We start from the raw sequence: 25,733 nt of genomic DNA on the forward strand, positions 1-25,733 counted from the left end.
CGGGCGGCACACGCCCGGCTTATTTTTTCGCTCCCCGATTGCACGGCTTCTATCACCCGGCCCATGCCGGTAGACTTGTCGGATGTGAGGGGTGCGGGCAAGGGCGCGCACGTGAAGACAGGCGGCGTCATGCGTCCACTCCCGGGGCACGCCCTGGCGACTTCGTTCAAGGTCCTGCTCCTGGCGGCGGCATATCTGGGCACGGCACGCCTGGGCCTGGCCCTGGCCAGCCTGAGCGAGAGCGCCAGCCCGGTGTGGCCCGCCTCCGGCCTGGCCGTCGCGGGCCTGCTGATCTTCGGCCGGGGCGCCTGGCCCTTCGTCCTCATCGGCGCCTTCATCGCCAACCTGCTCACCCCGGGCGTGGGGCCGCTGACAGCGGCCTTCATCGCGCTGGGCAACACGGGCGAGGCGATGCTGGGCGCCCTGCTGTTCACGCGCATCGACGGCATCGACAAGGAAAGGCTGCAGGTATCCCGCGCCGCCGCCCATGGCCTGGCCGCCATCGTGGCGCCCGTCTGCAGCGCCACCGTCGGCGTGAGCGCCTTGCTGGTGGCGGGCAACCTGTCCTGGGACGTTAACCTGGGCGCCATCTGGATCACCTGGTGGACGGGCGATGCGCTGGGCATCCTGATCGTCACCGCCTTGCTGGTGGCCCTGCGGGAAGCCAAGGCCGCCGACTACCGCCCCGCCCACTTGTGGGCCACGCTGTTCAGTGGCCTGATGCCGGTGCTGGGGCTGACGTTGGCGGCCCTGACCCTGCCCTTCCTGCCCGTGGCGCGGACGCTGCTGGGCTCGGCCGCGGCGCTGGGCATCTTCCTGCTGTATCCCGCCATCCTGCTGGCCGCCCGCCGTTACGGCCCGGCGGCGGCCCACCTGGTGGTGTTGGCGGCGGCCACGGTCTATGTGCTGGGCACGGCCGCCGGCATCGGCCCGTTCATGGATGCCACCCTGAACGAAAGCTTGCTGAACATGCAGGCCATGCTGGCGACGTTCGCCCTGACCGCCATCGTCTTCTCCGACATTCCCCCGCAGTCGGCGCGCTTGGGATCCGTCGTCTTCCTGGTGGGCTGCCTGGTGGCCGCCGGCGTCTTCCTGGACCGGACGGACATCGCCCGCTCCCGCGATGAGGCCCACCTGGGCAAGATCGTGGACAATGCCATGGCGCGCATCCACGAACGCCTGCTGGTCTATTCCAACGCGCTGGAGTCCGGCGCCGCCCTATACGCCACCGGCCTGCCCGTGGGCCGCGATCAGTGGCGGGCGTTCGCCAGCACCATCAACATCGACGGCCGCTATCCCGGCATCAACGGCATCGGCGTCGTCTATCCCGTGCCCACCGATGGGCTGGAGGCCTTCCTGGCGCATGTCCGGGCCGATGGCGCGCCTGACTTCAGGCTGCGCGCCGCCTCCACCGAACCGGTGCTGGACGACTTCGCCGACGCACTGGAATACGACGTCATCACCTATATCGAGCCCGCGGACGCCAACGCGGCCGCCCTGGGGCTGAACGTGGCGACGGAGGCCAACCGCCGCGACGCCGCCTTTCGCGCCCGCGATACCGGCCAGCCCGCCATGACCAAGCGCATCATCCTGGTGCAGGATGCGCAGCGGCGCGCGGGCTTCCTTTATTTCATTCCCGTCTACACGCGCGGCAAGCCGCTGGATACGGTGGCGCAGCGCCGCCACGCCCTGCAGTGCTGGATCTTCGCCCCCTTTATTTCGGAGGTGTTCTTCCGCGAAGCGCTGCGCGACATGGTGGACGAGGTCAACGTCGCCGTTTACGACGGCGGCGAGACGCGGCCCGACGCCCTGCTGTACCGCAAGATCACACCCGACACCTTGGGGGGCCGGCTGGCCGCGCGGGTGGGCCTGAAAGCCTCGGGCCTGGGTGCTCCGGACCAGGTGAGCCGCGTGGATGAGGGCGGTCACGCCTTGACCTTGGCCTGGTCGCGGGCGGCCAGCTTCGCCACCGCCGGCCAAGCGGGCGCCGCGCTGGCCGCCGCCAGCCTGGCCTTTATTTCGCTTATGCTGGCGGCATTGACCGCCAATTTGCACCTGGTTCGCGCCCGCGCCACGGCGATCGCCGAGGGCATGACACGGGAATTGAGCGCCATCAACACCAAGCTGATGGCCGCCGGCAAACGCCTGACCCTGGCGACGCAGGCCGGCGGCATCGGCGTCTGGGAATTCGATCTGGCGACGCAGGAACTGGTCTGGGACGAACGCATGTTCCAGATGTACGGCGTCGATCCCGACACACCACGGCCTCTGACCTTCGCCACCTGGCAGTCCCGCTGCCATGCCGAGGATCTGGGCCGCATGCAGGCGGAGGTGCAGGCGGCCGTACGTGGCGAAGTGCCCCTAGATACGGAGTTCCGCATCCGCCTGCCCGATGGCGCCATCCGTCACATCAAGACCAACGGCTTGGTGGAGCGCGACGCCCAGGGCCAGGCCATCAAGATCGTGGGCGTGAACTGGGACGTGACGGCAACGCGCGAGAGCGCCCGCGCCCTGGCCGCGGAAAAGCGGCGGGCGGAAGAGGCCAACCGCGCCAAGAACGACTTCCTGGCCAATATGAGCCATGAGGTGCGCACGCCCATGAACGGCGTGGTGGGCATGGTGCAGCTGCTGCTGGACACCAGCGGCCTCACCCCCGAACAGCGTGGTTACGCCGAAACCATTCGCGACAGCGCCGATGCCCTGCTGGGCGTCATCAACGATATCCTGGACATCTCCAAGCTCGAGGCGGGCAAGGTCGACCTGGAGAACCTGTCCTTCGATCTGGGCGATCTGGTAGAGGGAGTGGCCGCCATCCTGGCGCCCCGCGCCCGCGACAAGGGTATCGAGCTGGGCGTGTTGGTGGTGGAAGAGGCGCGGCGGCACTGGCGCGGCGATCCCACCCGCCTGCGGCAGCTGCTGCTGAACCTCGCCGGCAACGCGGTCAAGTTCACCGACCGCGGCTGGGTCAGCGTCATCGTCACCTGCCTGGCCGGCACCGCGCCCGGTACGCGGCGCCTGCGCTTCGCCGTGCAGGACACCGGCATCGGCCTCAGCGACGAGCAGGCCCAGCGCCTGTTTCAGAAATTCACTCAGGCAGACGCCAGCGTCACCCGGCGCTTCGGCGGCACCGGCCTGGGCCTAGCGATCTGCAAGCAGCTGGTGGAGCTGATGGGGGGTGACATCGGGGTGGAGAGCACGCCGGGCCAAGGGTCCCTGTTCTGGTTCGAATTACCCCTGGCCCCGGCGGAGCCGGCCGACGCGCCCCTGCCCTCGCTGGAAAGCGTGCGCGGCCGGCACGCCCTGGTGGTCGACGACCTGGCCATGAACCGCCTGATCCTGACCCACAACCTCAGCTTCGACCTGGGCCTGCGCGTGGATGAGGCGCCGGACGGGGAAACCGCGCTGGCGCGGCTGTGGTCGGCGGCGGGTGGCGACGACCCTTATGACATCCTGCTGATCGACAACCGCATGCCGGGCCTCAATGGGCCCGAGGTGGTGGCCAGGGTACGCGCCGACGCCCGATTCCAGAACCTGCGCATCATCCTGGTCAGTTCCATCGAACCGGACCAGCCAGCGGTCGACACCCGCTACGACGCCATGCTGGCTAAGCCCGTGCGCCGCCTGTCCCTGAACGAGGCTGTGGCGCGCGCCTTCGGCTGCCTGGTACCGCCCTGCGCGCCCCGGCCGGCGGCGGCGGAAACGGCGCCGGGCGGCCAGGGCCGCCGCGTGCTGGTGGTGGAAGACAACCCCACCAACCAGGCGGTGGCGAGCCTGATGCTGCGCAAGGCCGGTTACATGGTCACGGTGGTGGAGGACGGCGCGCAGGCGGTGGCGGCCTGCGCCCGGGAGCGCTACGACATCGTGCTCATGGACGTGCAGATGCCGGTGATGGACGGTATGGAGGCCACGCGCCGCATCCGGGCGGCGGAGGCGGCGGAAGGCCGCGCCCGCACCCCCATCCTGGCCATGACCGCCAATGCCATGGCCGGGATGAGCGCCGACTACGCCGCCGCCGGCATGGACGATTGCGTCTACAAGCCCTTCCGCCAACAGCAGATCCTGCAGGTGGTCGATGACTGGTCCCGCGCCGGAGTCTCCGCCGCCACACGGCTGGAAGCCCCCACTCCCGAGCCTCTCGCAGTGCCGGAACCAATGCCGGCAGCGAACGCCATGACTGATCTGCCACTGCTGGAAGAAGGGGTCCTGGGCCGCCTGCAACCGGTGGCAGGCCCCGGCGCCTTTGACCGGCTGGTGCGCGATTTCATCGGCAACGGTGCGACCCGGGTGGACAGGGTGGCAAGCCTTGCGGCCGCGGGTGACAGGACCGACCTGCACACGTTGGGGCAACAGGCCCATGACCTTATTTCTACGGCGGGAAATTGTGGATTAAGACGGCTGGAGGAGGCCGCACGCCAGCTTCAGTCCGCCTGCGATGCCGGCGACACCGATCGCGCCCGGGCCCTGGGAGACCTGATCGGCACCATAGGGCCTCAATCTTGGCGGGCCCTGGGGCGACGCTTCCTGGAAACGGCGGACTGAGCGGGCCGGCCGTAACCCAGGTTTTCCTAGGAGTTATGCCCGCCTTCGACCGTTAACGAAAAATACACTGTTAGTGTGTTATTTATTACCCGTTCATCCAAGTATTTTTCGCCCTCACAGCAATTCCATAATCGCAATGCCCGCTGTGAAAGTTTCCTTTATACGTCTGTTGACAGGGTATTGAGGAATCAGCCGACCAGCAGCGTGTCCGTTGGCGTGCAACCGCAGGCGGATTAGACTGTTAGCCGTATAAGACGGCGGCCTAGGCGTGACGGACAGAGTGATTGACGTGAAAGACGCGGCAGTGTTGGACAGCATCATACAGCCCCCCTCCCCCCTTCCCGTATCGCTTGCCGGCCCCCTTTCGGCCCCCCGGCTGACCCATCTCCAGCGGCTTGAGGCTGAAAGCATCCACATCCTGCGGGAGGTGGTGGCCGAAACACAGAACCCGGTCATGCTCTATTCCATCGGCAAGGACAGCGCGGTGATGCTGCACCTGGCGATGAAAGCCTTCTATCCGGCCAAGCCGCCCTTTCCCTTGCTGCACGTGGATACCACCTGGAAGTTCCGCGAGATGATCGCCTTCCGCGACCAGCGGGCGGTGGATCTGGGCCTGGACCTGCTGGTGTACACCAACCCGGAAGGCCTGGCGCGCGGCATCGGCCCCTTCACCCACGGCTCCGCCATCCATACCCAGGTGATGAAGACGGAAGCGCTGAAACAGGCGCTGGACCGTTACGGCTTCGATGCCGCGTTCGGCGGTGCTCGCCGCGACGAAGAGAAGAGCCGCGCCAAGGAGCGCATCTTCAGTTTCCGCAATGAGCAGCACCGCTGGGACCCCAAGAACCAGCGCCCAGAACTCTGGCAGCTGTACAACGCGCGCAAGAACAAGGGCGAAAGCATCCGCGTTTTCCCCCTGTCCAACTGGACCGAGCTGGACATCTGGGAATACATCTACCTGGAAAACATCCCCATCGTGCCGCTGTATTTCGCCGCCGAACGCCCGGTGGTGGAGCGTGACGGCGCCCTGATCATGGTTGATGACGACCGCCTGCCCATGAAGCCCGGCGAGACGCCGCAGATGCGCCGCGTGCGCTTCCGCACCCTGGGCTGCTACCCGCTGACCGGCGCCATCGACAGCGACGCCGACAGCCTGCCCGCCATCATCCGCGAGATGCTGCTGGCCCGCACGTCGGAGCGCCAGGGCCGCGTGATCGACCGCGACGGCGGCGCCTCCATGGAACAGAAGAAGCAGGAAGGGTACTTCTGATGGCCCCCGATACCCCCCTGCCCGAGACGCCGGAGCCAGGCGTGTCCGAGATCGAGCGCTACCTCGCGGCCCAGCAGTCCAAGAGCCTGCTGCGCTTCATCACCTGCGGCAGCGTCGACGACGGCAAGAGCACCCTGATCGGCCGCCTGCTGTACGACAGCAAGATGCTGTTCGAGGACCAGTTGGCGACCTTGGAGGCCGACAGCCGCAAGGTCGGCACCCAGGGCGGCGACCTGGACTTCGCCCTGCTGGTCGACGGCTTGTCGGCGGAGCGGGAGCAGGGCATCACCATCGACGTCGCCTACCGCTTCTTCAACACCGACCGGCGCAAGTTCATCGTGGCCGACACGCCCGGACATGAGCAGTACACGCGCAACATGGTCACCGGCGCGTCCACCGCCGACCTCGCCATCATCCTGATCGACGCGCGCAAGGGCGTGCTGCCCCAGACGCGGCGCCACAGCTTCCTGGTCTCCCTGCTGGGCATCCGGAAGATCGTGCTGGCCGTCAACAAGATGGACCTGATGGGCTATGACCAGGCCGTCTTCGACCGCGTGGTCGCGGAATACCGCGCCTTCGCCCGCCAGCTGGACCTGACCGACATCCAGGCCATCCCGCTGTCGGCGCTGAAGGGCGACAATGTCACTACCCTGACCGACGCCATGCCTTGGTACCAGGGTCCCACCCTGATCGGGCATCTGGAGACGGTCGAGGTCGCGGACCTGCGCGCCAGCCAGCCGTTCCGCCTGCCGGTGCAATGGGTGAACCGACCCAACCTGGACTTCCGTGGCTATGCCGGCACCATCGCCGCCGGCACGGTGCGCCCGGGCGACCGCATCCGCGTCCTGCCCTCGGGCCAGGAAAGCCGGGTGGCCCGCATCGTCACCCATGACGGCGACCTGCCCTTGGCCGTGGCCGGCCAATCCGTCACCCTCACCCTGACGGACGAAATCGACATCAGCCGCGGCGACATCCTCTCCACCCTGGATGAGGCCGCCGAGGCGGCCGACCAGATGGAGGCGACGCTGGTCTGGATGTCGGAGGCGCCGCTGCTGCCCGGCCGCCCCTACATCCTGAAGCTGGGCACCAAGTCGGTGCCGGCCACCGTGGCGACGCTGAAGCACAAGATCAACGTCAATACCCTGGAACAGCTGGCCACCAAGACGCTGGGCCTGAACGAGGTGGGGCTGGCGACCTTGAGCCTGGACCAGGCCATCGCCTTCGACGTCTATCGCAACAACCGCGACACAGGCGGTTTCATCCTCATCGACCGCCTGACCAACGAGACGGTGGCCGCCGGCCTCATCCGGTCCGCCATCGTGCGCACCGTGCCCTGGCAGGTGCTGGACGTGGACAGGCGCGCCCGCTCGCAGATGAAGGGCCAGCGTCCGCGCGTGCTGTGGTTCACCGGCCTGTCGGGCGCTGGCAAGTCCACCATCGCCAACTTGGTGGAAAAGAAGCTGCACGCCCATGGCCGCCATACCATGCTGCTGGACGGCGACAATGTCCGCCACGGCCTGAACCGCGACCTGGGCTTCACCGACGCCGATCGGGTGGAGAACATCCGCCGCGTGGCCGAGGTGTCCAAGCTGATGGTCGACGCCGGCCTGATCGTCCTGGTCTCCTTCATCTCCCCCTACCGCGCGGAACGGCGCATGGCCCGCGAGCTGCTGGGCCCGGGCGAGTTCCTGGAAGTGTTCGTGGATACGCCCCTGGCGGTGGCCGAGGGCCGGGATGTGAAGGGCCTGTACGCCAAGGCGCGCGCCGGCAAGATCCCGAACTTCACCGGCATCGACAGCCCTTATGAGCCGCCGGAGTCGCCCGACGTGCGCATCGACACCCAGGCCATGACCGCCGAGCAGGCGGCCAACCACATCTTCACGCTGCTGTCCCGCTTCGATGAGGATGCCGACCTGGTGGACGGCGCCGCCATCTGACGGCGGGCGCTTGTTCCTGAATAAAGGGCCGGCCGGAGCGATCCGCCGGCCCTTCGCCATTTTTGGCCCCCTTCGGCCCTTCCGAAGTGGCCCTCGCGTGCAGCCCGCCTTTCAGATCAACCATTTGTGGTGCGGCAGCGTGCCTGGCGCGCTATGATGCCGTTGGGGATTGTGCCAGTCGGGGGGCCAAGGTGCAGCGGGACAAAGCGGAGCTTTTGCGGTCCATCGCCATTGATCGGACGGCGCCGCCACCGGCGCGGCAAGGCGGCGGCGGGCGGGGCCTTCTCCTGGGCCTGGGTGCTGGCGCGGCCGTCGTAGCGGTCGCCGTGGCGGTTGCCTGGTCCGCCGGCCTGCTCAACCGCGTCGCCGGCGCCGATCCGGCGCCGGCGACCATTTCCGCCAAGCCTGCGCCCGGCACCTCCGCCAGCCCGGCCCAGCCAACGCCCGCCGCCCCGGTCTCCGAGGTGCGCAGCGGCAATCTCATTGGTTCCGGCTATGTCGTGGCGCGACGGGTGGCCACGGTTTCCGCCGACGTTACCGGCCGGGTGCGCGAGGTCCTGGTGCAGGAAGGCATGCTGGTGCAGAAGGGCCAGGTGCTGGCCACGCTGGACGACGTTCTGGCCCGCAGCGACCTGGATCTGGCCCGGGCCCGCCAGGCCTCGGCCGAGGCCGCTGTGGTCGCCAACCAGGCGGATCTGGTGGACGCGGAAAAGACGCTGGAACGCACGCGCGCCCTCACCGGCCGCCAGTTCTCCAGCGAGGCGGACCTGATCAAGGCGGACGCCCGCGCCGCCTCGTTGCGCGCCCAACTGGTGAAGTCCAAGGCCGACGTGAACGCCGCCCGCGCCACCGTCGCCTATGACGCGGAGATGGTGGACCGCTATCAGGTCCGCGCGCCCTTCACCGGCATGGTCACGGAAAAAAATGCCCAGCCGGGCGAAATCATTTCCCCCATGTCGTCCGGCGGGTTCACCCGCACGGGCATCTGCACCCTGGTGGACATGGACAGCCTGGAATTCGAGGTGGAGGTGAACGAGGCCAACATCGCCCGCGTCCGCCCCGGCCAGAAGGTGGAGGCAACGCTGGACGCCTACCCGGACTGGAAGGTGCCAGCCTCGGTCCTGGCCATCATCCCCACCGCCAGCCGGGAAAAGGCCACCATCAAGGTGCGCGTGACCATCGCGGTCAAGGATCCCCGCATCCTGCCCAACATGGCGGCCAAGGTGACCTTCCTGAATGAGGGCAAGGGCGGCTGATCCGGCCACCCAGCCCACCCCATCCCATCGTCCCACGACCACAATCGGGAGCCTGAGGCCATGACGGGCCAGACGCTGATTCACCTGCAGGACGTTTCCAAGCGGTTCGTGAAGGGCAAGGACACCATCACCATCTTCGACCATCTGGGCCTCAGCATCCCCGCCGGCGACTTCGTGGCGGTGATGGGGCCCAGCGGCTCGGGCAAGACCACGCTGCTGAACCTGCTGGGCGGCATCGACCAGCCGACGGAGGGCAGCATCACCTTCGACGGCGGTCGCGTGGACACGCTGACGGAGGGGCAGTTGGCCCGCTGGCGCGCCCACAATGTCGGCTTCATCTTCCAGTTCTACAACCTGATGCCCACGCTGTCGGCGGCGCGGAACGTTGAATTGCCCCTGCTGCTCACCTCGTTCAGCCGGGCAGAGCGCAAGCGACGGGTGGAGGCGGCCTTGAGCTTGGTGGGCTTGGCGGAGCGGGCGGATCATTACCCGCGGGAAATGTCGGGCGGCCAGCAGCAGCGCGTGGCCATCGCCCGCGCCCTGATCTCCGACCCGAAGCTGCTGCTGTGCGACGAGCCCACGGGCGACCTGGACCGCACCACGGCGGATGAGATCCTCGCCATGCTGCGGCTGCTGAACCAGGAGATGGGCAAGACCATCGTCATGGTCACCCACGATCCGGAGGCGGCCAAGTACGCCCGCCGCACCCTACACCTGGACAAGGGCCGCTTCACCGAGCGGGAGCTGGTGGCATGAGCGACCTTTACCTGCTTTGGCGCAACCTGTTCCGCCGCAAGCTGCGCACCTTCCTGATGATGCTGGCCATCTTCGTGGCCTTCGTCATCTATGGCGTGCTGGGCAGCATCAACTACGCCTTCGAGCATGGCGTGGATTCGTCGGCCGACAACCGGCTGGTGGTGGTGAACAAGATCACCTTCATCCAGCCCCTGCCCTATGCCTATGTCGGCAAGATCGCGGCCATCAAAGGCGTAAAGAACATCACCTTTGCCAACTGGTTCGGCGGCTATTACCAGGACGCGCGCAACCAGATCGGCACCTTTGCCGTCGATCCCGAAAGCTATCTGCGGATTTATCGCGACGACCTGCGCATCGATCCCGCGCAGCGCGACACCTTCATCCACGACCGCACCAGCATGGTGGTGGGCGAGGCCATCGCCACGAAGTACGGCTGGAAGGTGGGCGACCGCATTCCCATCAATTCCAACATCTTCACCAACAAGGCCGACGGCAGCCACACCTGGGAGCTGACCGTGGCCGGCATCGCCTATGCGGCGAAGGAATCCTTCAACACCAGCTTCATCATCTTCCAGTACGAGAACTTCAACGAAAGCAAGACGTTCGGCAAGGATACGGTCGGCTGGATCACCCTGGAGACGGACAGCGCCGCGGTGAATGACAAGGTGGCCGCCACCATCGACGACATGTTCGCCAACTCCACGGCGGAGACCAACACCCAGTCGGAAAAGGCGTTCGGCAAGGCCTTTCTGGCCCAGTTGGGCAACATCGCCCTGATCATCACCCTGGTGGTGGGGGCTGCCCTCGCCACCATCCTGATGATCGTGGGCAACACCATGGTGATGGCGGTGCGCGAGCGCACCAAGGAGATTGCCGTGCTGAAGACCCTCGGCTTCCCGTCGTGGCGCATCTGGCGCCAGGTGCTGGGGGAATCCGTGCTGCTGTCCCTGCTGGGCGGCGTGCCGGGGCTCTTGGTGGCCGGCTTGCTGGTGACAGTGCTGTCCAAGGCCGCGTCGGGCGCCATCCCGGGATTGGCGCTCACTCTGCCCGTCGCCGGCCTGGGTGTGGCCTTCATGCTGCTTCTCGGGGTGGTGACCGGCTTCCTGCCGGCCTGGAACGCGCTGCGCCTGAACATCGTCACCGCCCTCGGGCGCCTGTGACCCGCCCTCGGAAGGAAACAACGTGATGCGTGTGTTCAACGAGATCGCGGTGGTCACCACCATCGGCATCAAAAGCATCCCGCAACGCTTCTGGGCCTCCTTCTCCACGGTGGTGGCGGTGGGGCTGGTGGTGACCGTGCTGCTGGCCTTCCTGGCCATGGCGGCGGGTTTCCAGCAGACCCTGCGTGGCACGGGCACCAAGGACATGGCCATCCTGATGCGGGCGGGATCGCAGGCGGAGCTGAACAGCGGCGTCACCCGCGACCAGGCGCGTCTGATCGAGGAAGCGCCGGGCGTCATGAAGGACGCGGACGGCAAGCCCCTGGTGTCGCCCGAACTCTACGTCATCGTCGATGGCGTCAAGAAGACCGCCGTACCGGCCGACGGCAACCTGAAGAAGGCCCCCCGCTCCAACCTCACCCTGCGCGGCCTGGGACCCGCCGGCATCGCCGTTCGCCCCGGCCTGAAGATCGTGGAAGGCCGGGCGTTCAAGCCGGGCACCAATGAGCTGATGGTGGGCCGGGCCCTGCAGAAGGATTTCGCGGGCCTGAACGTCGGGGACACCGTCAAGCTCGGCAACAGCAATTGGCTGGTGGTGGGCGCCTTCGAATTGGGCGGCAGCGTCTTTGAATCCGAACTATGGGCCGACACGCCCGAGGTGCAGGATCTGTTCCACCGTCAGAACGTCTTCCAGTCCATCCGCGCCCGCCTGACTGGGCCCGACGCCCTGAAGGCCCTGTCGGACTATGCCGCCAACGACCCGCAGCTGAAGCTGGACGTGACGACGGAGGCCGACTACTACGCGCAGCAGGCCAGCCGCACCTCCGACCTCATTCAGAAACTTGGGTGGCCGCTGGCCATCGCCATGGCCTTCGGCGCCCTGGCCGGTGCCCTGAACACAATGTACAGCTCGGTGGCGGCCCGCGCGCAGGAGATCGCCACCCTGCGCTGCATTGGCTTCAGTGGCACATCCTCTTTCATCGGGACCCTGCTGGAAAGCCTGGTGCTGGCCCTGGTGGGCGGTATCGTCGGCACGCTGGTCACCTGGGTGCTGTTCGACGGGCTGACAGGCTCCACCTTGTCGGGCGCCAGCTTCTCCCAGATCGTCTTCACCTTCCACCTGACACCAGCGGTGGCTGTGCAGGGCATCATCCTGGCCCTGGTGGTGGGCTTGGTGGGCGGTGTGTTCCCAGCCTGGCGCGCGGCGCGCATTCCCATCGTGGAAGCCTACGGCACGCCTTGAGCCGCTGCCCATTCTCCCGGCGCGGGCTTCAAAATATCTTTACCTTTTTACCTTAAACACGTCCTCGCGGACCCGCAGCGGCTGCCGCCCCATTCCTGGCCCACCCCTTGCAACGCTGGCAGGTGCAGGGCCCGAGAAGGGGCGCAGGCCGGCATTTGTTGCCGGGTTGCTGGTCCTAAATGAGTATGGGATACTTGCAAGTCGGCATTATTGGCATACGCCGCGTGCGCATAGCCCCACCTAGGGTAGCCACAAAGAGGTAGCCGGTGATGTGGAACCGCCCGCTAGGCGGTCGGGAATAAGAGGGCCCGGTAGGCGTCCCCTAGAGGATGGGACCCTTCCGGTGAAGGTAGAGGGCGGCATCGGCACCGTCCCGTCCGTCGTTAACCAGCCTGCGGGAATACCCCCAGGTCGGCACGCCGGACGGTGTCGCGGACCCGCCACCCGGAAACGAGTTAGCCAGGGATCACGTGATCTGATGAAGCCTTCGGCCGGATATACCAACCGTCCCGCGTCGGACAATCCCCGCGACATCGAAGCCTGGGGCCTGACGGAAGCTGCGCGCCGGCTGATGCTGGCGGCGCAAACGCCCGAGAACCCCGAACCCCTGCGCCAGGCCTTGTCCCTGAACCAGCGCCTGTGGACCATCTTCCAATCCTCGATGGCGGAGCCGGACTGCCCCCTGCCCAAGGATTTGCGTGAGAAGATCCTGGTGTTGTCCCTGATCGTCGACCGCCAGACCTTCGAACGGCTGGGCGACCTGGACGTCACCAAGCTGCACTCGCTGATCGACATCAACCGCAACATCGCCGCCGGCCTGTCACAGCGCCCCACCGACGCAACCGCGGCCCCGCCGGCCCCCGCGCCGGCCGGAACGGCCCCGCGCGCGCCCATGATGGCCCCCCCGGCCGCCGGCCCTGGGGCGCAGCGTCCCGGCATGGCCCCTGGCGTGGCGGCGGGTGGTATGGGCAAGTTCAACATATCGATCTAAACGGTCGGCGGCGCCAAAGCGGGCGCTGAAAATGAGACACCGCGAAGGTTATCGTCGCAAATATCTTGCATTTTATGCTTTCATTCCGCAGACTACCGCAAGGTAGTTAGGACCACTTTCTCCCGCGTGGGCGCGGGAACCGGCAATGGGGATCGTTCCCGTGAGCAACGTCGCATCAACCGCAGCCTCGGCCGGCTCCAGCTCGAACGCCTCGGTGTTTGCGCAGCTCGCGCAGATCCAGTCGCAGTTGGCGGCCCAGAATGATGCCATCGCCGCCCAGGGCTCGGCTCAAACGTCCAATGCCATCGGCACGCCCCAGGACTTCACCAAGTCGGTGTCGAAGTCGCAATACAACACCGTCGCCTCGGCCACCGACATCGGCACGGTGATCAAGGGGCAGACGCGCGTGAACGCCTTCGGTAGCCTTGCCGCCGGGGACCAGGCCGATTACCTCAGCTTCAAGCTATCCCGTAAAGGCGCCATCAACCTGGGGCAATTGAACCTGGATCAGACACGGGTCCAGGTCATGACCAAGACCGGCGTCGTCATGGCGGATAGCGACAGCAAATCCGGCAAGGCGTATGACGCCTACAACGCCATGGTCAACGGCCAGCAGTCGCTGGACTCGGGCACCTATGTGCTGAAGATATCGCGCGCCACGGGCGTCAAGCTGACCCAGAAGGTGAACTACGGTGTCCAGGTCGCCGCGGGCGACTATTCCAAGGATTACACCACGACGATCAAGGCCGCCTCCTCCACCGCGGCGATCTCCTCCAGCGCCGCCGCGATCTCCGGTGCCCTGAGCGACCAGATCACCACCATGAAGAATTGGACCATCGGCCAGACGGGCACGCAGAAGCTGATGGGCAGCATGATGGATCTGTTTGCCTGAACAGGCCTTTCCGCCTGCAGGAACGCCAAAAAGCCGGCCATCGATGATGGCCGGCTTTTTAATTTGGAATTCCTGGCAAAGGTGTGATGATAAACACACCCTAAGGGTTGCAATCGGCACACCCTGGGGAAAGATTTCATCATAGCGGCGGGAGATTGGTATGAAGACGATGACCGGCGCGCTGGCGGCGACCTTTATCATTTTGGCCGGCGCCGCCTCCGCCGCGGCGACCACGGGTGCCGCCACTCCCTACTGGAGCCCCGGTGGGGGCCTCGCCGCCGTCAACCCGGCTTTCAGTTATGACGCCTCCACGCCCTACGGTCATCCGCCAATCGTGGAGCCCAAGGGCATGACCGCCGCGACCAAGGCGCGCCTGACCAATGTGGCTCAGCGGGTGGACAGCCTGATCGATCAGCACAAGTGCGCCGACGCCGCCACGCTCGCCAAGAATGAGGGCGGTGCCGTCATGGCGGACATGGCGACCAAGATCTGCGCCCTGCGGTACAGCGACGCCAAGTAAGACCGCTCGTTTCCGACAAACGGCCAGCGACACCCGTCGCTGGCCGTTCGCGTTTCAGGCGATCAGCGCCAGGGGCTGGGCGGCGGCGGCCTGGGCGGCTTGCACAATGCTGGCGTCCAGCGCGCCCTGGCTTTTCCGGTAGGCGGCGGCCCCCTGCCGAATGGTGACGCCGCCGGTCCCCACCCGTCCCGCCTCCGCACCGGCTGAACGGCCGGAATCCGAAGCGCCACCGCTGGCAGCCGCGTCGCCATTGGCCGTCCCGCTATTGGGCGTGCCGCCATCGGCTTGCGTTTTCTGCTTAGCCTCCTCCCCCTGGGCGGCGACAATGCCGGCCTGGGCCTGGGCAGCCACGGCGCGGTCCTGACCGGAGGGGTCAGCCGGCGCCAGGGCGGCGCGGCGCACCGTTTCCAGCTTGGTGATGGTGGCCTGGGGGTCGCCCTGGATCGAGCCGATGTCGATGGCAACCTCACCCGCCGTGGCATAGTGCTGTCCATCAGGGCCGGTGGTGAAGGTGAAGGACTCTGATCCCGCATAGGGCCCGCCCGCCGCCTTGTGCGCCGCCTCATGCGCCCGCACCGCCCGGTCCACGGTCTTGAGCTTGTCAACCTGCTGCTGCTGGGCATCGCTCAGCTTGGTGCCGTCGCTGGCCGTGCCGTTGCCGGCCGCCTGGGCGCCGCCGGACTGCTTGGCCTGAGCCTGGCCCCGGACACTGTAGGGGTTGAGCGCCTGTCCGGACGGGCCCGCGGCGGGGACAGCTGCCCCCGGCCCCACCGCGGCGACGGCGGGGGTTGGGCCCGTCAGGGCGCGCGCCCAAACGGGCGACGCGGAAATGCCACCAAGGGCGGACATGCCGAAGCGGTCGCATTAGTCTTAATAATGCAAATACTTCAGCACCAACCGTCCGCCGGCGCAAGACAAAGCCGCCCGCATCCTGCCGAGGACGCGGGACGGCTCTACCTAACCACCTGATGCGTCTGCCCTTCGGGCCCCGGACAGCGGCAATCTGCCACGCCCGGGCCGTCAGGACGCTACGCCTTACCGCTTCAGGTTGATGGTGTCCTGCAGCAGGTCGTCGGCGGTGGTGATGACCTTGGTGTTGGCGGTGTAGGACCGCTGCGCCACGATCAGCTGGGTGAATTCCGACGCGATGTCGACGTTGGAGCCTTCCAGGCTGCTGGAGGCGATGTCGCCGGCACCGTTCACGCCTGTATCGTTGAAGCGGGCCTTGCCGCTGTCCACCGTCTCGGTGAAGACGTTGCCGGTGGAGCGCGACAGGGCGTCCGGGTTGTTGAACAGCACGATCGGAACCTTGGCGATGGTGCGCTGGCGGCCGTTGTCGTAGTTGGCCAGCACAGTGCCGTCGGCGTTGATCTGCACATCCTTGAAGGTACCGGCCGGGCTGCCGTCCTGAACCTTGGAGGTGACGTTGATGTTGGTGCCGTCGAACTGGGTCAGACCGGAGGACTCGCCGAAGTTGCCCAGGTTCAACACGATGTGCTGCAGGCCGTAGCCGAAGTCGAAGTCGAAGCCCACCTGAGCCGAGGAGTTGGCGCTCTGGTCGGCGCTGACGGTAGCGTTGCCGGTGCCGATGGACGCGGTATCCATGTGGCTCAGCGTGCCCGCCGCCGCCGTGGTGCCGTCGGACAAGGTGCCGCCGAAGGTCAGGCTGATATGACCCGGCGTCTTACCGACGACCACGCCCGGTGTGGACGCGGTCGAGCCGCCGGGAATGCTGGTGTAGAAGGCGGAGGCATCGGTGTTGCCGGTCAGGGTGATGGTGCCACCCGACGAGGTCGCCTGTACCGGAATACCGGAGATGGCATTGACCTTGGCCGCCAGCTTGCCGCTGATGTCGCTGAGGCTGGTCTCCGTACCGTCAGTCGTATAGCTGATGGCCTGGGAGAAGCTCTGCGGCACCACCTGGGTCGTGGACAACTGGGCATCGTTGGCCTTGGTCGCCAGCTGCAACACGCCGCCCGCCGACGACACCACCGTGAAGGGCGAGTTGGTGTCGGCCTGGACCTTGGCGGCCAAATCGGTCACCACCGACGCCACGTCGGGGTAGTTGGCGATATTGGAATTGGTCATCTGGATGTTGTAGGTCGAAGACCCCAACGAAATCGTGTACAGCTGGCCCACCGCCGGCGCCGTACCGCCATAGGGGGTCGCGAAGTCATAAGTGTAGTCGGTGGGCGCGCCGGCGTTCAGCGTCTCGACCGGCGTCACGGTCTTGGCCTGCGGTGACTGGATGGTGATGCTGTAGGTCGTCCCCACGTCACCAGGCTGGCCGGTAAGGCTGATCTTCTCGACCTCTTTCGAACCGGTGATGTTGCCGGTGTAGGTCGACTGGGTCGCCGTGTTGGTCAGACCCGGCGAGTCGGTGGCCGAGGACACGACGGTGATGGGCGTGCCATTGGTGGTCGACTTGACAGTGATGGTCCCGTTGGACGGCGTGGCCGTTACCGTCGGGTCGCCGGCACCGATCTGCGCCGCCAGCTTTTGCACCACGCCGTTGATGTTCGACAGCGAATTGATGTTCGCCGGCGTCACCGTCACCGAGTACGTGTTGCCGTTCACAGTCATGCTGTAAACGTCGTCGATGTTGATGGAGTTGCCGACGAAGGTGGAGGTGCGGATTTCCGGCGTAGTGGCCGTCGCGCTCTGCACCAGGGTGTCGGTCGCCGTGTGGGTGGTGATGGCGCCCGCCGTAACGCTCTGGTCCAGGGTAAAGGGCGTGCCGGCCGTCTTGGCCGTCAGGCGCAGGTTGCCGGTGGTGGTCACCGTCGCAAGAACACCGGAGGAAGTGTCGGCGCCGTTGATCTTGTCGGCAAGGGCCTGGGCGATATCCTTCATGCCGCTGAACTGCGCGGCGTTGGCCTGGGTGATGCTCTGGCTGTAGGTGGTGCCGTTGACAACCACCGAATACGTATCGCCGATATTGAAGCCAACCGCCGGCGCCACGGCCGAGGTGGCGAACGTCACGTCGTCCACTTGGGCGCGGTCGTTCCTTCCGGTCAGCAGGCTGCTTTCCGTGATGGCGGCGGGGAAACCGGTGCTCAGCAGCGACTGAATGGGCTGCGAGCCCTGGCTGCCGTCGGCGGTGACGCCGAGCTGCCAGGTGCCTTCCGTGTTCCCCTGGCGCCAGGACAGGTTCAGGTTGTGGGCCGTACCCGCGCTGTCATAGACCTGGATCTGGGTGGGGGTGATGCCGCCCGACGGGTCGGTCGGCAGGTTCGCCTTCAGGTCGATTTGCTTGGTCGGCACCGGGCTGTCAATGTCCGACTGCACCTGCACCGGCGTGGCGGAGGTGGCATACAAGCCCGTGGTGCTGTCATAGGCGAAGCCATTCAGCGCGAAGCCGGAATTGTTGACCAGGGTGCGGGTGGAGTTCAGCGAGAAGCTGCCGTCACGGGTATAGTAGCGCTCGGTCGACGCCGTGGTCGTGCCGTTCACCGTGGTCAGCTTGCTGACGCTGAAGAAGCCGTTGCCGCGGATGGCGATGTTGGTCGGCGTGTCCGAGGTCGAAATGGTGCCCGACACGCTGTTGATATAGTTGGGGGAGGCCTGGACGCCGCCCGCCTGGTACTGCGTGTTGCTGGCCGAGATGACCAGGGATTCGAACGATGTGTCGATGCGCTTGAAGCCCGTCGTCTGGGCGTTCGCGATGTTGTCGGAGATGTTGCTGAGCGCGGTGGACTGCGCCTGCAAACCAGAAATGCCGACGGACATCGAGCCGAAAATGCTCATGGTGCTGGCTCCCAGGAAGAGCGGTTGCGTATCTGGACCCGAAGGAAAGCAAGATGGATGCCAGTTTGCGAAGATTGGCTCGGCACCCACAATTTTCTGGGCAGGCGGGGTCCTTCCGGGAGGGTCGCGTCGTAAGTTATTGTTATCGCCTTGTATTTTGAAAAATCAGCCCCTCCGCCGCCATCACATCGCTCGTCAGACCGCCTGGCAGGATGTGCCGCGGCGGCGGGGGACCGGGGCGTTTTTTCCTACCGGCTACCCGAACCCGGCCGTTTCTTCCCGGTAGGCTTCGCTTAAGTTCGGGGCCGGTAAACCATAGCCTAAAAGCAAGGAAGGCCGGGCTGGTCTTCCCCCTTTTGGGGAGACCGGCCCGGCCTTTTCCTGGTCCGTTCCTGCGGGTCCCTTTTGGACCCTGACGCGTCGGAGAACGTCTGTCGGATCAGGCGCCCTGCTTCACCGAGAACTCGCCGGAGCGCACGCTCTCAGCCAGGATTTCCAGGTATTCGGCGGTGGTGGTCTTGCCGTACTTGGCCAGGATTCCGTAGATGGAGGCCATCACGGACATGGTGCCGATGGTGTCGTAGGGCACGCCCTCGCTGGCGGCGTTCACCCAATAGGCGTTGAACTGGTCGAACAGGCGGGCGCGCTGGGCCTCATCGTTCACCGGAGCGGCGGCGACGGTGGCGACGGCGAAGGCTTCTGCAGGCGTGTAGGCGTTCATGGCAAGGTCTCCTCAGCTCAGGAAGTTGACAAGGGAAAGGGAAGCGATTTTGCCGGCGACCGTGTAGGCGCCCTGCTGTTGGTTCAAAGCCGCTTGCAATTGTGCGGCCACAGTCGTCGGATCGACGTTCTGAATGTTGGCGATCTGGTTTTCGATGTCGTTCATGGCGTCCTTATGGTTGGACGCCGCCGTGCCCAGGACGCTCTGCGCGTTCACTGTGCTGGCGTCCAGTTGGCGGATCTGCCCCTGGGCCTGCACGAGGGTGGAGCGCGCGGTGCTCATCATCGCCGTGTAGTTGCCGGGGTTGCTGACCGCGGACAGCATCTGCTTGATGCCGATGATCAGGTTCTGAATGGCGGGATCGTTGGAACTGATGCCATAGGTCGCGGTGGTGTTGTCGTCCACGTTCAGCGTGCTGCTGGCGAAGGCGGCCGTGCTCTGCGCGCCGCTGCTGTACTGCGTATCGTAGACCGCCAGGCTGGGCGGGCTGGTGATGGTGGTGCTGAACGAGTTGGGGTCCTGGAACGGGTCCAGCGTGTTGGTGGTGAAGCTGTTCTGGTTGGTGTTGTTCTGGACTGTCGCCGTGGTGGCGAAGCGCTGCGTCCCGGTGCCGGTCAGCGTCAGCTGCGCACCCAGCGGCGGGTTGGCCGTGACCGCGGCATCGGCCGAGCGCTGCGGATCGGCATTAACCAGACCGGCCAGCTTGTTGGCCACGTAGTTCATGGGGCCGTTCGGATCGGCCTTGGCCGCCGCGATGTCGCCCGCCGTCATGACGTAGCTGTATGTCGTCGGCCCGCTCACCTTGTCGTATGAGATGTTGTTGGCGGGATTGGCATCGTCGCTGGTGACGTTGACGGTATTGCGGTTGCCCATGGTGATGGTGAACACATCGCCGACGTCCACGCTGGCGCCGCTCAGGTTCACCTGGTCGATCTGCTGCTGTCCCGTGACCGGCGGCACGGCGGTGGGATCGGCCGCGATGGCCGGCTGGGTCATGAACTGGGCGTAAATGGCGTCCTGCCCGTCGTTCGTGGCCGGCGTATAGGCCGCGACCGGCGTAGCGGCGCCACTTTCGGTATTGTTGTAGCCGGGCTGGGTGTAAACGTTGGACTGGGCGGTGAAGGTATAGCCCGCGTCCATGCCGGTCAGCGTCATCACATTGCCCGACACTGAAGCGACCACCGGCGGGTTCGGCTTCTGACCGTTGAGGATGGCCGTCTGGTTGGGCCCGTTGATCTGCGACGCCAGGCCGTTGAGGATGTCGGACGGGCTGGTCTCGCTGCCCGTCGTGGTATAGGTGTAGCGCTTGTCGCCCACATACATCTCGTACGTGTCGCCGGCCACGCCCAGCGTGCCCTTGAAGGTCATCTTGGTGACCTGCTTGGTCGCCGACAGGTCGCCCACCGGCTGCGTGTCGTAGCGGCTGCCTGAGAAGATGTAGCGGTCACCGGCCTTGGTGTTCAGCAGGCTGGACAGCTGTGTCAGGGCGCCCTGCAACAGCGCCTTGGGCGCGGCGAGGTCCGGGAAGCCCACGCTGAACGTGGCGCTGCCCGTGCCCTTCAACTGGTTGATGTCCAGCGCGATGGTGGACCCATCACCCGGCCCACCCGTCATTTCGAAGGTCTGTTGGCCGTCATCGGGCGGGATGGCGCTGAGGTTCAGCGTCTTGGTCGACACGCCACCCATGCCGTCGCTGACGGTCACGTCATAGCTGCCGAGCTTGCCGGAATTGGAGGGGACGGCGCTGACCGTATAGGTGGCGGCGGCGTTGAACACGGATTTGGTCGTGTCGACCGACAGGCCCAGGTTGCCGCTGTTGGACGAGGTGACGGCCGAGATGGTGGGACTGCCGGCGCCAGCCGGTATGTTGGCCGAACTCAACAGGTTGGCCACGACGGTCTGCATCGACGACAGCGCCTTCTCCGTCGCGTTCACCTGGGTCGTGGCCGCGGTGATGGCGCTGGAATAACCCGTGCGCTGGGCATACTGGGCCTTCAGGGCCAGCAACTGGTTGGCCTGGGTACCGTAGGCGGACAGGTCCTGCGACTTGATACCGGTATTGAACTGCTGCTGCAGCTCGGCCAGCGACGAAGAGTTCCCATTGATGCCGTTCAGCATCGACAGGTAGCTGCCGTAGGTGCTTACACGGGAGATGGTCATGTCACGGCCTGCGTCAGAGTGTCGAACATCTGCCCGATGACCGAGATCACGCGGGCGGTAGCCGAATAGTTGCGCTGGAGGACCTGCAGGTTCGCGACCTCCTCATCCATGTTCACGCCCGTCGAGCTGGCGTAGCGCGTCTGCAGGCTGGTCATGAAGGATGAGGTGGTGGTGGCCTGGGTGTTGACGTTGGACTGGATGGTGGACCAGTTGCTGGACACTTGGTCGGCCATGCCGCCGTAGCTGACGTTGGTGAGGGTCAGGCCATCGGCCGTCATGGTGCGGCCGGTCGCGGTCATGGCGCTGACCATGGCGTTCACGGCCGACTGCTTGATCGTCTTGGTGCCGTTCAGCAGGTCCTTGTTCACCGCCAGGGTGCCGGCGTCGCTGCCCGAGAACAGGCCGCTGGCCAGTTCGCCGTCGTTGGTGGGGCTGGCCTTGTTATAGGCGTCGGTGATGCTGGTGGGCTGGCCCGCCTGCGTCGTGCCGGTCAGGGCGCCGGCCACGGCGTCCAGCTGCGACTTCAGCTTGCGGAAGACCTCGGTGGTGGCATCGCCGCTGGCCGGAGCCGGCGAGCTGTCGGCCACCATGTCCAGCAGGCCGCCCAGCTTGCCGCCGCTAATGGCGGCGGTGATGTCGGCGCCACCGGCGCCCGAGATCACTTTGCCGTCATAGCTCAGCTGGGTGGCGGTGCCGTCCACCAGCGTGGAGCCTGTGGGCGTGAAGACGGCGATGGAGCCATCATCGCGCTGCGTGGTGCGGATGTTGATCATGGAGGACAGGTCGCGCAGCGTGGCGTCGCGCTGGTCCTCAAAATCGGCGGTTGGCTGGTTGGCGGATTTCAGCTGGGTGATGGTGGCGTTCAACTGGTCGATCTGGGTCAGATCGGTGTTGATCGACTTCACCGTCTGGGTGATGTCCCCCTTGGCCTGGACTTCCATCTGGTCCACGCCCGCCGACAGGGTATGGATGGTCTGCACCAGGGCCTGGGCCTTCTGCACCACCTGGTTCTGTGCCACGGCATTTTCTGGCGAGGCCGACAGATCCTGCAAGGCGGAGGTGAAGTCCTGGAACGCCTTGGTCAGCTTGGGCGTGGCGCTGTCGCTGGAATTGCTGGAGTTGGTGGTGCCCAGCATGCCGCCGATCTGGCTCATGTACTGGGACAGCACCTGCTGCATCCCGTTCTCTGACGTCGTCCCCTGAAGCTGAGCCTGCAGGGCCACGTCCACCGATCGCGAATACTGCGAGATGGTGACGCCGCTCAACGGATCGGTCGTTTGCGAAACGGTATGTTTCGTACGATCCGGGCTGTTGGCGTTGTTCATGTTGTCTGAAACGACCTGGATGCCGGCCTGAATGACATTCAGGCTGTTGGCGGCCGAATTCAGCGCGCTGAACAAACTCATGGGACCGGGCCTCGGTGGCGGGGAGTTCCGCGCAGGGGACCGACCCCCATGGCCGATCCGCCCCCCACTACGCAAACCCCGGGCCACTTGGACCAGCAAGTTAGGGCATTGGAATTATTCGTATTTTTGCAAACTGCCGGAAAAGGCAAGGGCGGCAAAATCTGCCGCCCCACCTTTGTTCCCGAGTTCCGCTAGGCAGGGATGACCGGGCTAGCGGACACCTTTGCCCGGATCCAAAACATCCATGGGATCCAAGACCTTATTGCCCTGCCGTACTTCAAAGTGCAGCTGCGGGCTGGTGACGTTGCCGGTGGCGCCCACGGTGCCGATGCGTTGGCCACGCGCCACCTTGGTGTTGGCCTCCACCATAATCTGGTCCAGCTGGGCGTAGGCCGTCACCATGCCGTCGGCGTGCTGGATCAGCACCAGGTTGCCGAAGCCACGCAACTGGTTGCCGGCATACTTCACCACACCGGCGTCGGCGGCCACCACCGGTGTGCCCGTGGGGGCGGCGATGTTGATGCCGTCGTTGTACTGGCCGCCGGGTTTGGCCCCGTGGGTGGAGATCACCTGCCCCGTGACCGGCCACAAGAAGCGCGCGCCGCCCTTCGGGGCGGGCGCTGGCGCTTCGGGTGCCGGCGTGGCGGGCATGGCGGACGGCGGCGGTACCGATGGTCCGGCGGCGACCACGGCCGGCGGCGTGGCGGTGCCGGGGGTGCGCGTGGTGGGCGATGAGGAAACGGCGGGTGCGGCCGAGGGAGAGGCGCTGGTGGGCTCGGACGAGGAACCCGGCGTCACAGGGGCCCAGCGCGCGGCGGGCGCGGCCGTGGCGCCCGGCGGGATGGCGGCGCCGGTGCTGCCCGTGGGCAGCGGAGCCGCCGCCGGCGCCGAGGCCGACGGGACAGCCAACTCCTGGCTTTCCACCGTGCGGCGCGGGGCCACGGTGACAGGCGGCGGGGCGGCGGATACTTGCGGCGCGGGGGCGACCGAGACAGGCGCGCGGCCGGCGCTGGTGACCCCTGGCCTCGGGGCGGCCGCTGGCGGGGGCGCTTCGGCGACCGTGGGGGCGCCGCCCGGTGGCGTCCAGGCCGGGGCTGGACCAGCATGCGGAAGATTCAGGGTCTGGCCCACGCGCAGCAGGTAGGGGGGCGCCAAGCTGTTCAGGCGCGCCAGTTCGCTGCTGTCGACATTGAAGGTCCGGGCGATGCCGTACAGGGTGTCGCCCGGCTTGATGACGTAGGTGTGCGGCGTGGGCACCACCAGGCGCTGCCCGGCCGTGACCGTGTAGGGCGGCTGCAGGCGATTCTCGTCGATCAAGTCGCGCAGCGGAATGTTGTAACGCTTGGCCACGTCATAGATCGTCTCCCCCTTGGATACGAAGATGACGTTGGCCGGCGTGGGCGGTGGCGTGACCACCGGCGCCGGCGGCTCCGACCGGCTGGCGCAGGCCGACAGGCCGAATGCCAGGACGCCCGCCAGGGCCCCCTGCATCAACAGCCGGGACAAGCCGCTCGCGGAATCGAGGGTCATGGTCGGACGGGCGTCGGCACCGGTCATCCGGTGAAAAGTCTTCAAGGCCATCGCGCTTTGTCGTTCGAGGAAAGGCATCACGCCCGCTGATGGATTACGTCGGAAAAGTCGGGCGGAATTAGGGCCGGCGGAGGCATATCCCCCCGCTCTGTCTGCCCCTGCCCCGGTACGGCCTGTCCCGGCTCGGCTGGGACTGCGGGCAGCAGGGGCACGAACCGTACCGGCCACAGCTGCTCACGCTCCACCCCCGTCTCCGTCTTACGCAGGCGCACGACATGCAGGCTGCGGCGGTCGGCGCCCAAGGGTATGACCATGATGCCCCCCACCGCAAGCTGGTCCATCAGGTCGGGTGGCGGATCCATGCCGCCCCCCGCCGTCACCAGGATGCGCTCGAAGGGCGCCGCCTGGGGCCAGCCGCGCATGCCGTCACCATGGCGCGCGGTAATGTTATGCAGGCGCAGGGCCTGGAAACGCCCCTCCGCCTCCGCCAGCAAGGGTCGGTGGCGCTCGATGGTGTAGACCCGGCGGGCGATCTTGGCCAGCACCGCCGCCTGGTAGCCGGACCCGGTGCCGATCTCCAGCACCTTAAGCCGGTCGCTCAGTTGCAGGGCCTGGGTCATCAACCCCACCACCATGGGCTGGCTGATGGTCTGCCCATGGCCAATGGGCAACGCCGTGTCCTCATAGGCCTGGTCGTGGAAGGTGGGGGGCACGAACACCTCCCGCGGGATCAGCTCCATGGCGCGCAAAACGTCCGTGCTGTTCACGCCATTGCGGCGCAACAGCATCAACAGACGGATCTTGCGCGCCACGCTGCTCACCCGAATACCCCCTCCAGCCGCTTCAAGGTCTCGTAGTGCGTCAAGTCCAGGTGGACAGGCGTGACCGAGATGCCGCCCAGCGCCTCTACCACGTGGACGTCGGTGTCTTCCGGCACCTCGTTCAATCCCCGCGCGGCGCCGATCCAGATGTACGGACGGCCCCGAGGGTCCATGCGCTCGAACAAATCGTCGCCGGCCTTGCGGTTGGCATGGCGCACCACGTGGATGCCGGCCACCTTGTCCGGATCCACCGCCGGGAAGTTCACATTCAGCAGGACATGGCGCGGCCACTCGACGACCAGGCCCTTACGCACCACCTCCGGCCCCCAGCGCTCGGCCGTGGCCCAGTCGGGGTCGCGGCCGTCGCGCAAGCGCAGGCTGAAGGCGAAGGCCCGGACGCCCAGGAGGGTTGCCTCCATGGCGGCAGCGACGGTGCCCGAGTAGGTCACGTCCTCGCCCAGGTTCTGGCCGTGGTTCACGCCGGACAGCACCACGTCCGGCCGCTGGTCGGCCATCAGCTGGTTCACGGCCAGCAGCACACAGTCGGTGGGCGTGCCATCGACAGTATAACGCCGGTCGGCCACCCGCTTCATGCGCAACGGGCGGTGGATGGTGAGCGAATGGCTGGCGGCGGACTGCTCCGCCTCCGGCGCCACCACCCAGACGTCGTCGCTCAGCTGGCGCGCGATGCGCTCCAGTGCCGCCAGGCCGGGGGCGTGGATGCCATCGTCATTGCTGATCAGGATGCGCAGGGGGCGAGCTTCCCCCGGGGCCCGCATCGGCG

At 66.5% G+C, this 25,733-nt stretch carries 18 protein-coding genes; 10 read left to right on the forward strand and 8 right to left on the reverse strand.

From position 1 onward, the window contains the following. The first annotated feature begins 129 nt into the window (after positions 1–129). The 10 genes from P5F91_RS25520 to P5F91_RS25565 all read left to right on the forward strand — a co-directional run bounded on the left by P5F91_RS25520 (position 130) and on the right by P5F91_RS25565 (position 14,564). Positions 130–4,539, forward strand: a complete 4,410-nt coding sequence (locus P5F91_RS25520) for a CHASE domain-containing protein (RefSeq protein WP_277908632.1) — start codon at positions 130–132, stop codon at positions 4,537–4,539. 376 nt (positions 4,540–4,915) lie between these two features. After that, complete coding sequence (gene cysD / locus P5F91_RS25525) at positions 4,916–5,809, forward strand: sulfate adenylyltransferase subunit CysD (protein ID WP_145610432.1); 894 nt, start codon at positions 4,916–4,918, stop codon at positions 5,807–5,809. After that, complete coding sequence (gene cysN / locus P5F91_RS25530; protein ID WP_145610037.1) at positions 5,809–7,746, forward strand: sulfate adenylyltransferase subunit CysN; 1,938 nt, start codon at positions 5,809–5,811, stop codon at positions 7,744–7,746. The genes cysD and cysN overlap by 1 nt, the downstream gene beginning before the upstream one ends. Before the next feature lie 191 nt (positions 7,747–7,937). Further along, positions 7,938–9,002, forward strand: coding sequence for an efflux RND transporter periplasmic adaptor subunit (locus tag P5F91_RS25535; protein ID WP_145610038.1), 1,065 nt, complete (start codon positions 7,938–7,940; stop codon positions 9,000–9,002). A 60-nt stretch (positions 9,003–9,062) separates the two neighbouring features. Further along, the gene (locus P5F91_RS25540) at positions 9,063–9,758 is read left to right on the forward strand and encodes an ABC transporter ATP-binding protein (RefSeq protein WP_145610039.1); all 696 of its coding nucleotides are present in this window, start codon (positions 9,063–9,065) and stop codon (positions 9,756–9,758) included. After that, entirely contained in the window at positions 9,755–10,918 is a 1,164-nt protein-coding gene (locus tag P5F91_RS25545; RefSeq protein WP_277908633.1) for an ABC transporter permease, read from the forward strand. The genes P5F91_RS25540 and P5F91_RS25545 overlap by 4 nt, the downstream gene beginning before the upstream one ends. Positions 10,919–10,943: 25 nt before the next feature. Continuing rightward, the gene (locus tag P5F91_RS25550) at positions 10,944–12,161 is read left to right on the forward strand and encodes an ABC transporter permease (RefSeq protein ID WP_277908634.1); all 1,218 of its coding nucleotides are present in this window, start codon (positions 10,944–10,946) and stop codon (positions 12,159–12,161) included. A 478-nt stretch (positions 12,162–12,639) separates the two neighbouring features. Further along, positions 12,640–13,152, forward strand: coding sequence for a flagellar biosynthesis regulator FlaF (flaF, locus tag P5F91_RS25555; RefSeq protein ID WP_145610042.1), 513 nt, complete (start codon positions 12,640–12,642; stop codon positions 13,150–13,152). Positions 13,153–13,312: 160 nt separating this feature from the next. Further along, positions 13,313–14,044, forward strand: a complete 732-nt coding sequence (locus P5F91_RS25560) for a hypothetical protein (RefSeq protein ID WP_145610043.1) — start codon at positions 13,313–13,315, stop codon at positions 14,042–14,044. 160 nt (positions 14,045–14,204) lie between these two features. Continuing rightward, positions 14,205–14,564 (forward strand): hypothetical protein, encoded by a 360-nt coding sequence (locus tag P5F91_RS25565; protein ID WP_277908635.1) that lies wholly within the window; start codon positions 14,205–14,207, stop codon positions 14,562–14,564. Between the two features lie 54 nt (positions 14,565–14,618). On the opposite strand, the gene P5F91_RS25570 is transcribed toward P5F91_RS25565, so the two are convergent. From P5F91_RS25570 to surE, 8 genes are all read right to left on the reverse strand, one after another. Further along, positions 14,619–15,413, reverse strand: a complete 795-nt coding sequence (locus P5F91_RS25570; protein ID WP_277908636.1) for a putative metalloprotease CJM1_0395 family protein — start codon at positions 15,411–15,413, stop codon at positions 14,619–14,621. Positions 15,414–15,599: 186 nt separating this feature from the next. Continuing rightward, on the reverse strand, positions 15,600–18,311 hold the full coding sequence (locus P5F91_RS25575) for a flagellar hook-basal body complex protein (RefSeq protein ID WP_145610046.1): 2,712 nt from the start codon (positions 18,309–18,311) through the stop codon (positions 15,600–15,602). 439 nt (positions 18,312–18,750) lie between these two features. Further along, positions 18,751–19,032 carry a hypothetical protein gene (locus P5F91_RS25580; RefSeq protein ID WP_088873280.1) on the reverse strand — a complete coding sequence of 94 codons (282 nt, stop codon included), beginning with the start codon at positions 19,030–19,032 and terminating at the stop codon, positions 18,751–18,753. Positions 19,033–19,044: 12 nt separating this feature from the next. Further along, positions 19,045–21,192, reverse strand: coding sequence for a hypothetical protein (locus P5F91_RS25585; RefSeq protein ID WP_145610047.1), 2,148 nt, complete (start codon positions 21,190–21,192; stop codon positions 19,045–19,047). Next, positions 21,189–22,598, reverse strand: coding sequence for a flagellar hook-associated protein FlgK (flgK, locus tag P5F91_RS25590; RefSeq protein WP_145610048.1), 1,410 nt, complete (start codon positions 22,596–22,598; stop codon positions 21,189–21,191). Before flgK ends, P5F91_RS25585 begins: the two co-directional genes overlap by 4 nt. A gap of 210 nt (positions 22,599–22,808) precedes the next feature. After that, complete coding sequence (locus tag P5F91_RS25595) at positions 22,809–24,155, reverse strand: LysM peptidoglycan-binding domain-containing M23 family metallopeptidase (protein WP_277908637.1); 1,347 nt, start codon at positions 24,153–24,155, stop codon at positions 22,809–22,811. 50 nt (positions 24,156–24,205) lie between these two features. Continuing rightward, on the reverse strand, positions 24,206–24,949 hold the full coding sequence (locus tag P5F91_RS25600; protein ID WP_145610049.1) for a protein-L-isoaspartate(D-aspartate) O-methyltransferase: 744 nt from the start codon (positions 24,947–24,949) through the stop codon (positions 24,206–24,208). Further along, on the reverse strand, positions 24,946–25,728 hold the full coding sequence (surE, locus tag P5F91_RS25605) for a 5'/3'-nucleotidase SurE (RefSeq protein ID WP_145610434.1): 783 nt from the start codon (positions 25,726–25,728) through the stop codon (positions 24,946–24,948). Before surE ends, P5F91_RS25600 begins: the two co-directional genes overlap by 4 nt. Positions 25,729–25,733: the final 5 nt, after the last annotated feature.

Source organism: Nitrospirillum amazonense, from assembly GCF_029594735.1.
In the GTDB taxonomy this organism is placed as follows: Bacteria; Pseudomonadota; Alphaproteobacteria; order Azospirillales; family Azospirillaceae; genus Nitrospirillum; species Nitrospirillum amazonense.

Excerpts from the sequence above, each read along its gene's own strand:
- P5F91_RS25520 (WP_277908632.1), top strand. The coding sequence starts at position 130 with ATGCGTCCACTCCCGGGGCACGCCCTGGCGACTTCGTTCAAGGTCCTG.
- cysN (WP_145610037.1), top strand. The coding sequence starts at position 5,809 with ATGGCCCCCGATACCCCCCTGCCCGAGACGCCGGAGCCAGGCGTGTCC.
- P5F91_RS25540 (WP_145610039.1), top strand. The coding sequence starts at position 9,063 with ATGACGGGCCAGACGCTGATTCACCTGCAGGACGTTTCCAAGCGGTTC.
- P5F91_RS25545 (WP_277908633.1), top strand. The coding sequence starts at position 9,755 with ATGAGCGACCTTTACCTGCTTTGGCGCAACCTGTTCCGCCGCAAGCTG.
- P5F91_RS25550 (WP_277908634.1), top strand. The coding sequence starts at position 10,944 with ATGCGTGTGTTCAACGAGATCGCGGTGGTCACCACCATCGGCATCAAA.
- flaF (WP_145610042.1), top strand. The coding sequence starts at position 12,640 with ATGAAGCCTTCGGCCGGATATACCAACCGTCCCGCGTCGGACAATCCC.
- P5F91_RS25565 (WP_277908635.1), top strand. The coding sequence starts at position 14,205 with ATGAAGACGATGACCGGCGCGCTGGCGGCGACCTTTATCATTTTGGCC.
- P5F91_RS25570 (WP_277908636.1), bottom strand. The coding sequence starts at position 15,413 with ATGTCCGCCCTTGGTGGCATTTCCGCGTCGCCCGTTTGGGCGCGCGCC.
- P5F91_RS25575 (WP_145610046.1), bottom strand. The coding sequence starts at position 18,311 with ATGAGCATTTTCGGCTCGATGTCCGTCGGCATTTCTGGTTTGCAGGCG.
- P5F91_RS25580 (WP_088873280.1), bottom strand. The coding sequence starts at position 19,032 with ATGAACGCCTACACGCCTGCAGAAGCCTTCGCCGTCGCCACCGTCGCC.
- P5F91_RS25585 (WP_145610047.1), bottom strand. The coding sequence starts at position 21,192 with ATGACCATCTCCCGTGTAAGCACCTACGGCAGCTACCTGTCGATGCTG.
- flgK (WP_145610048.1), bottom strand. The coding sequence starts at position 22,598 with ATGAGTTTGTTCAGCGCGCTGAATTCGGCCGCCAACAGCCTGAATGTC.
- P5F91_RS25595 (WP_277908637.1), bottom strand. The coding sequence starts at position 24,155 with ATGACCGGTGCCGACGCCCGTCCGACCATGACCCTCGATTCCGCGAGC.
- surE (WP_145610434.1), bottom strand. The coding sequence starts at position 25,728 with ATGCGGGCCCCGGGGGAAGCTCGCCCCCTGCGCATCCTGATCAGCAAT.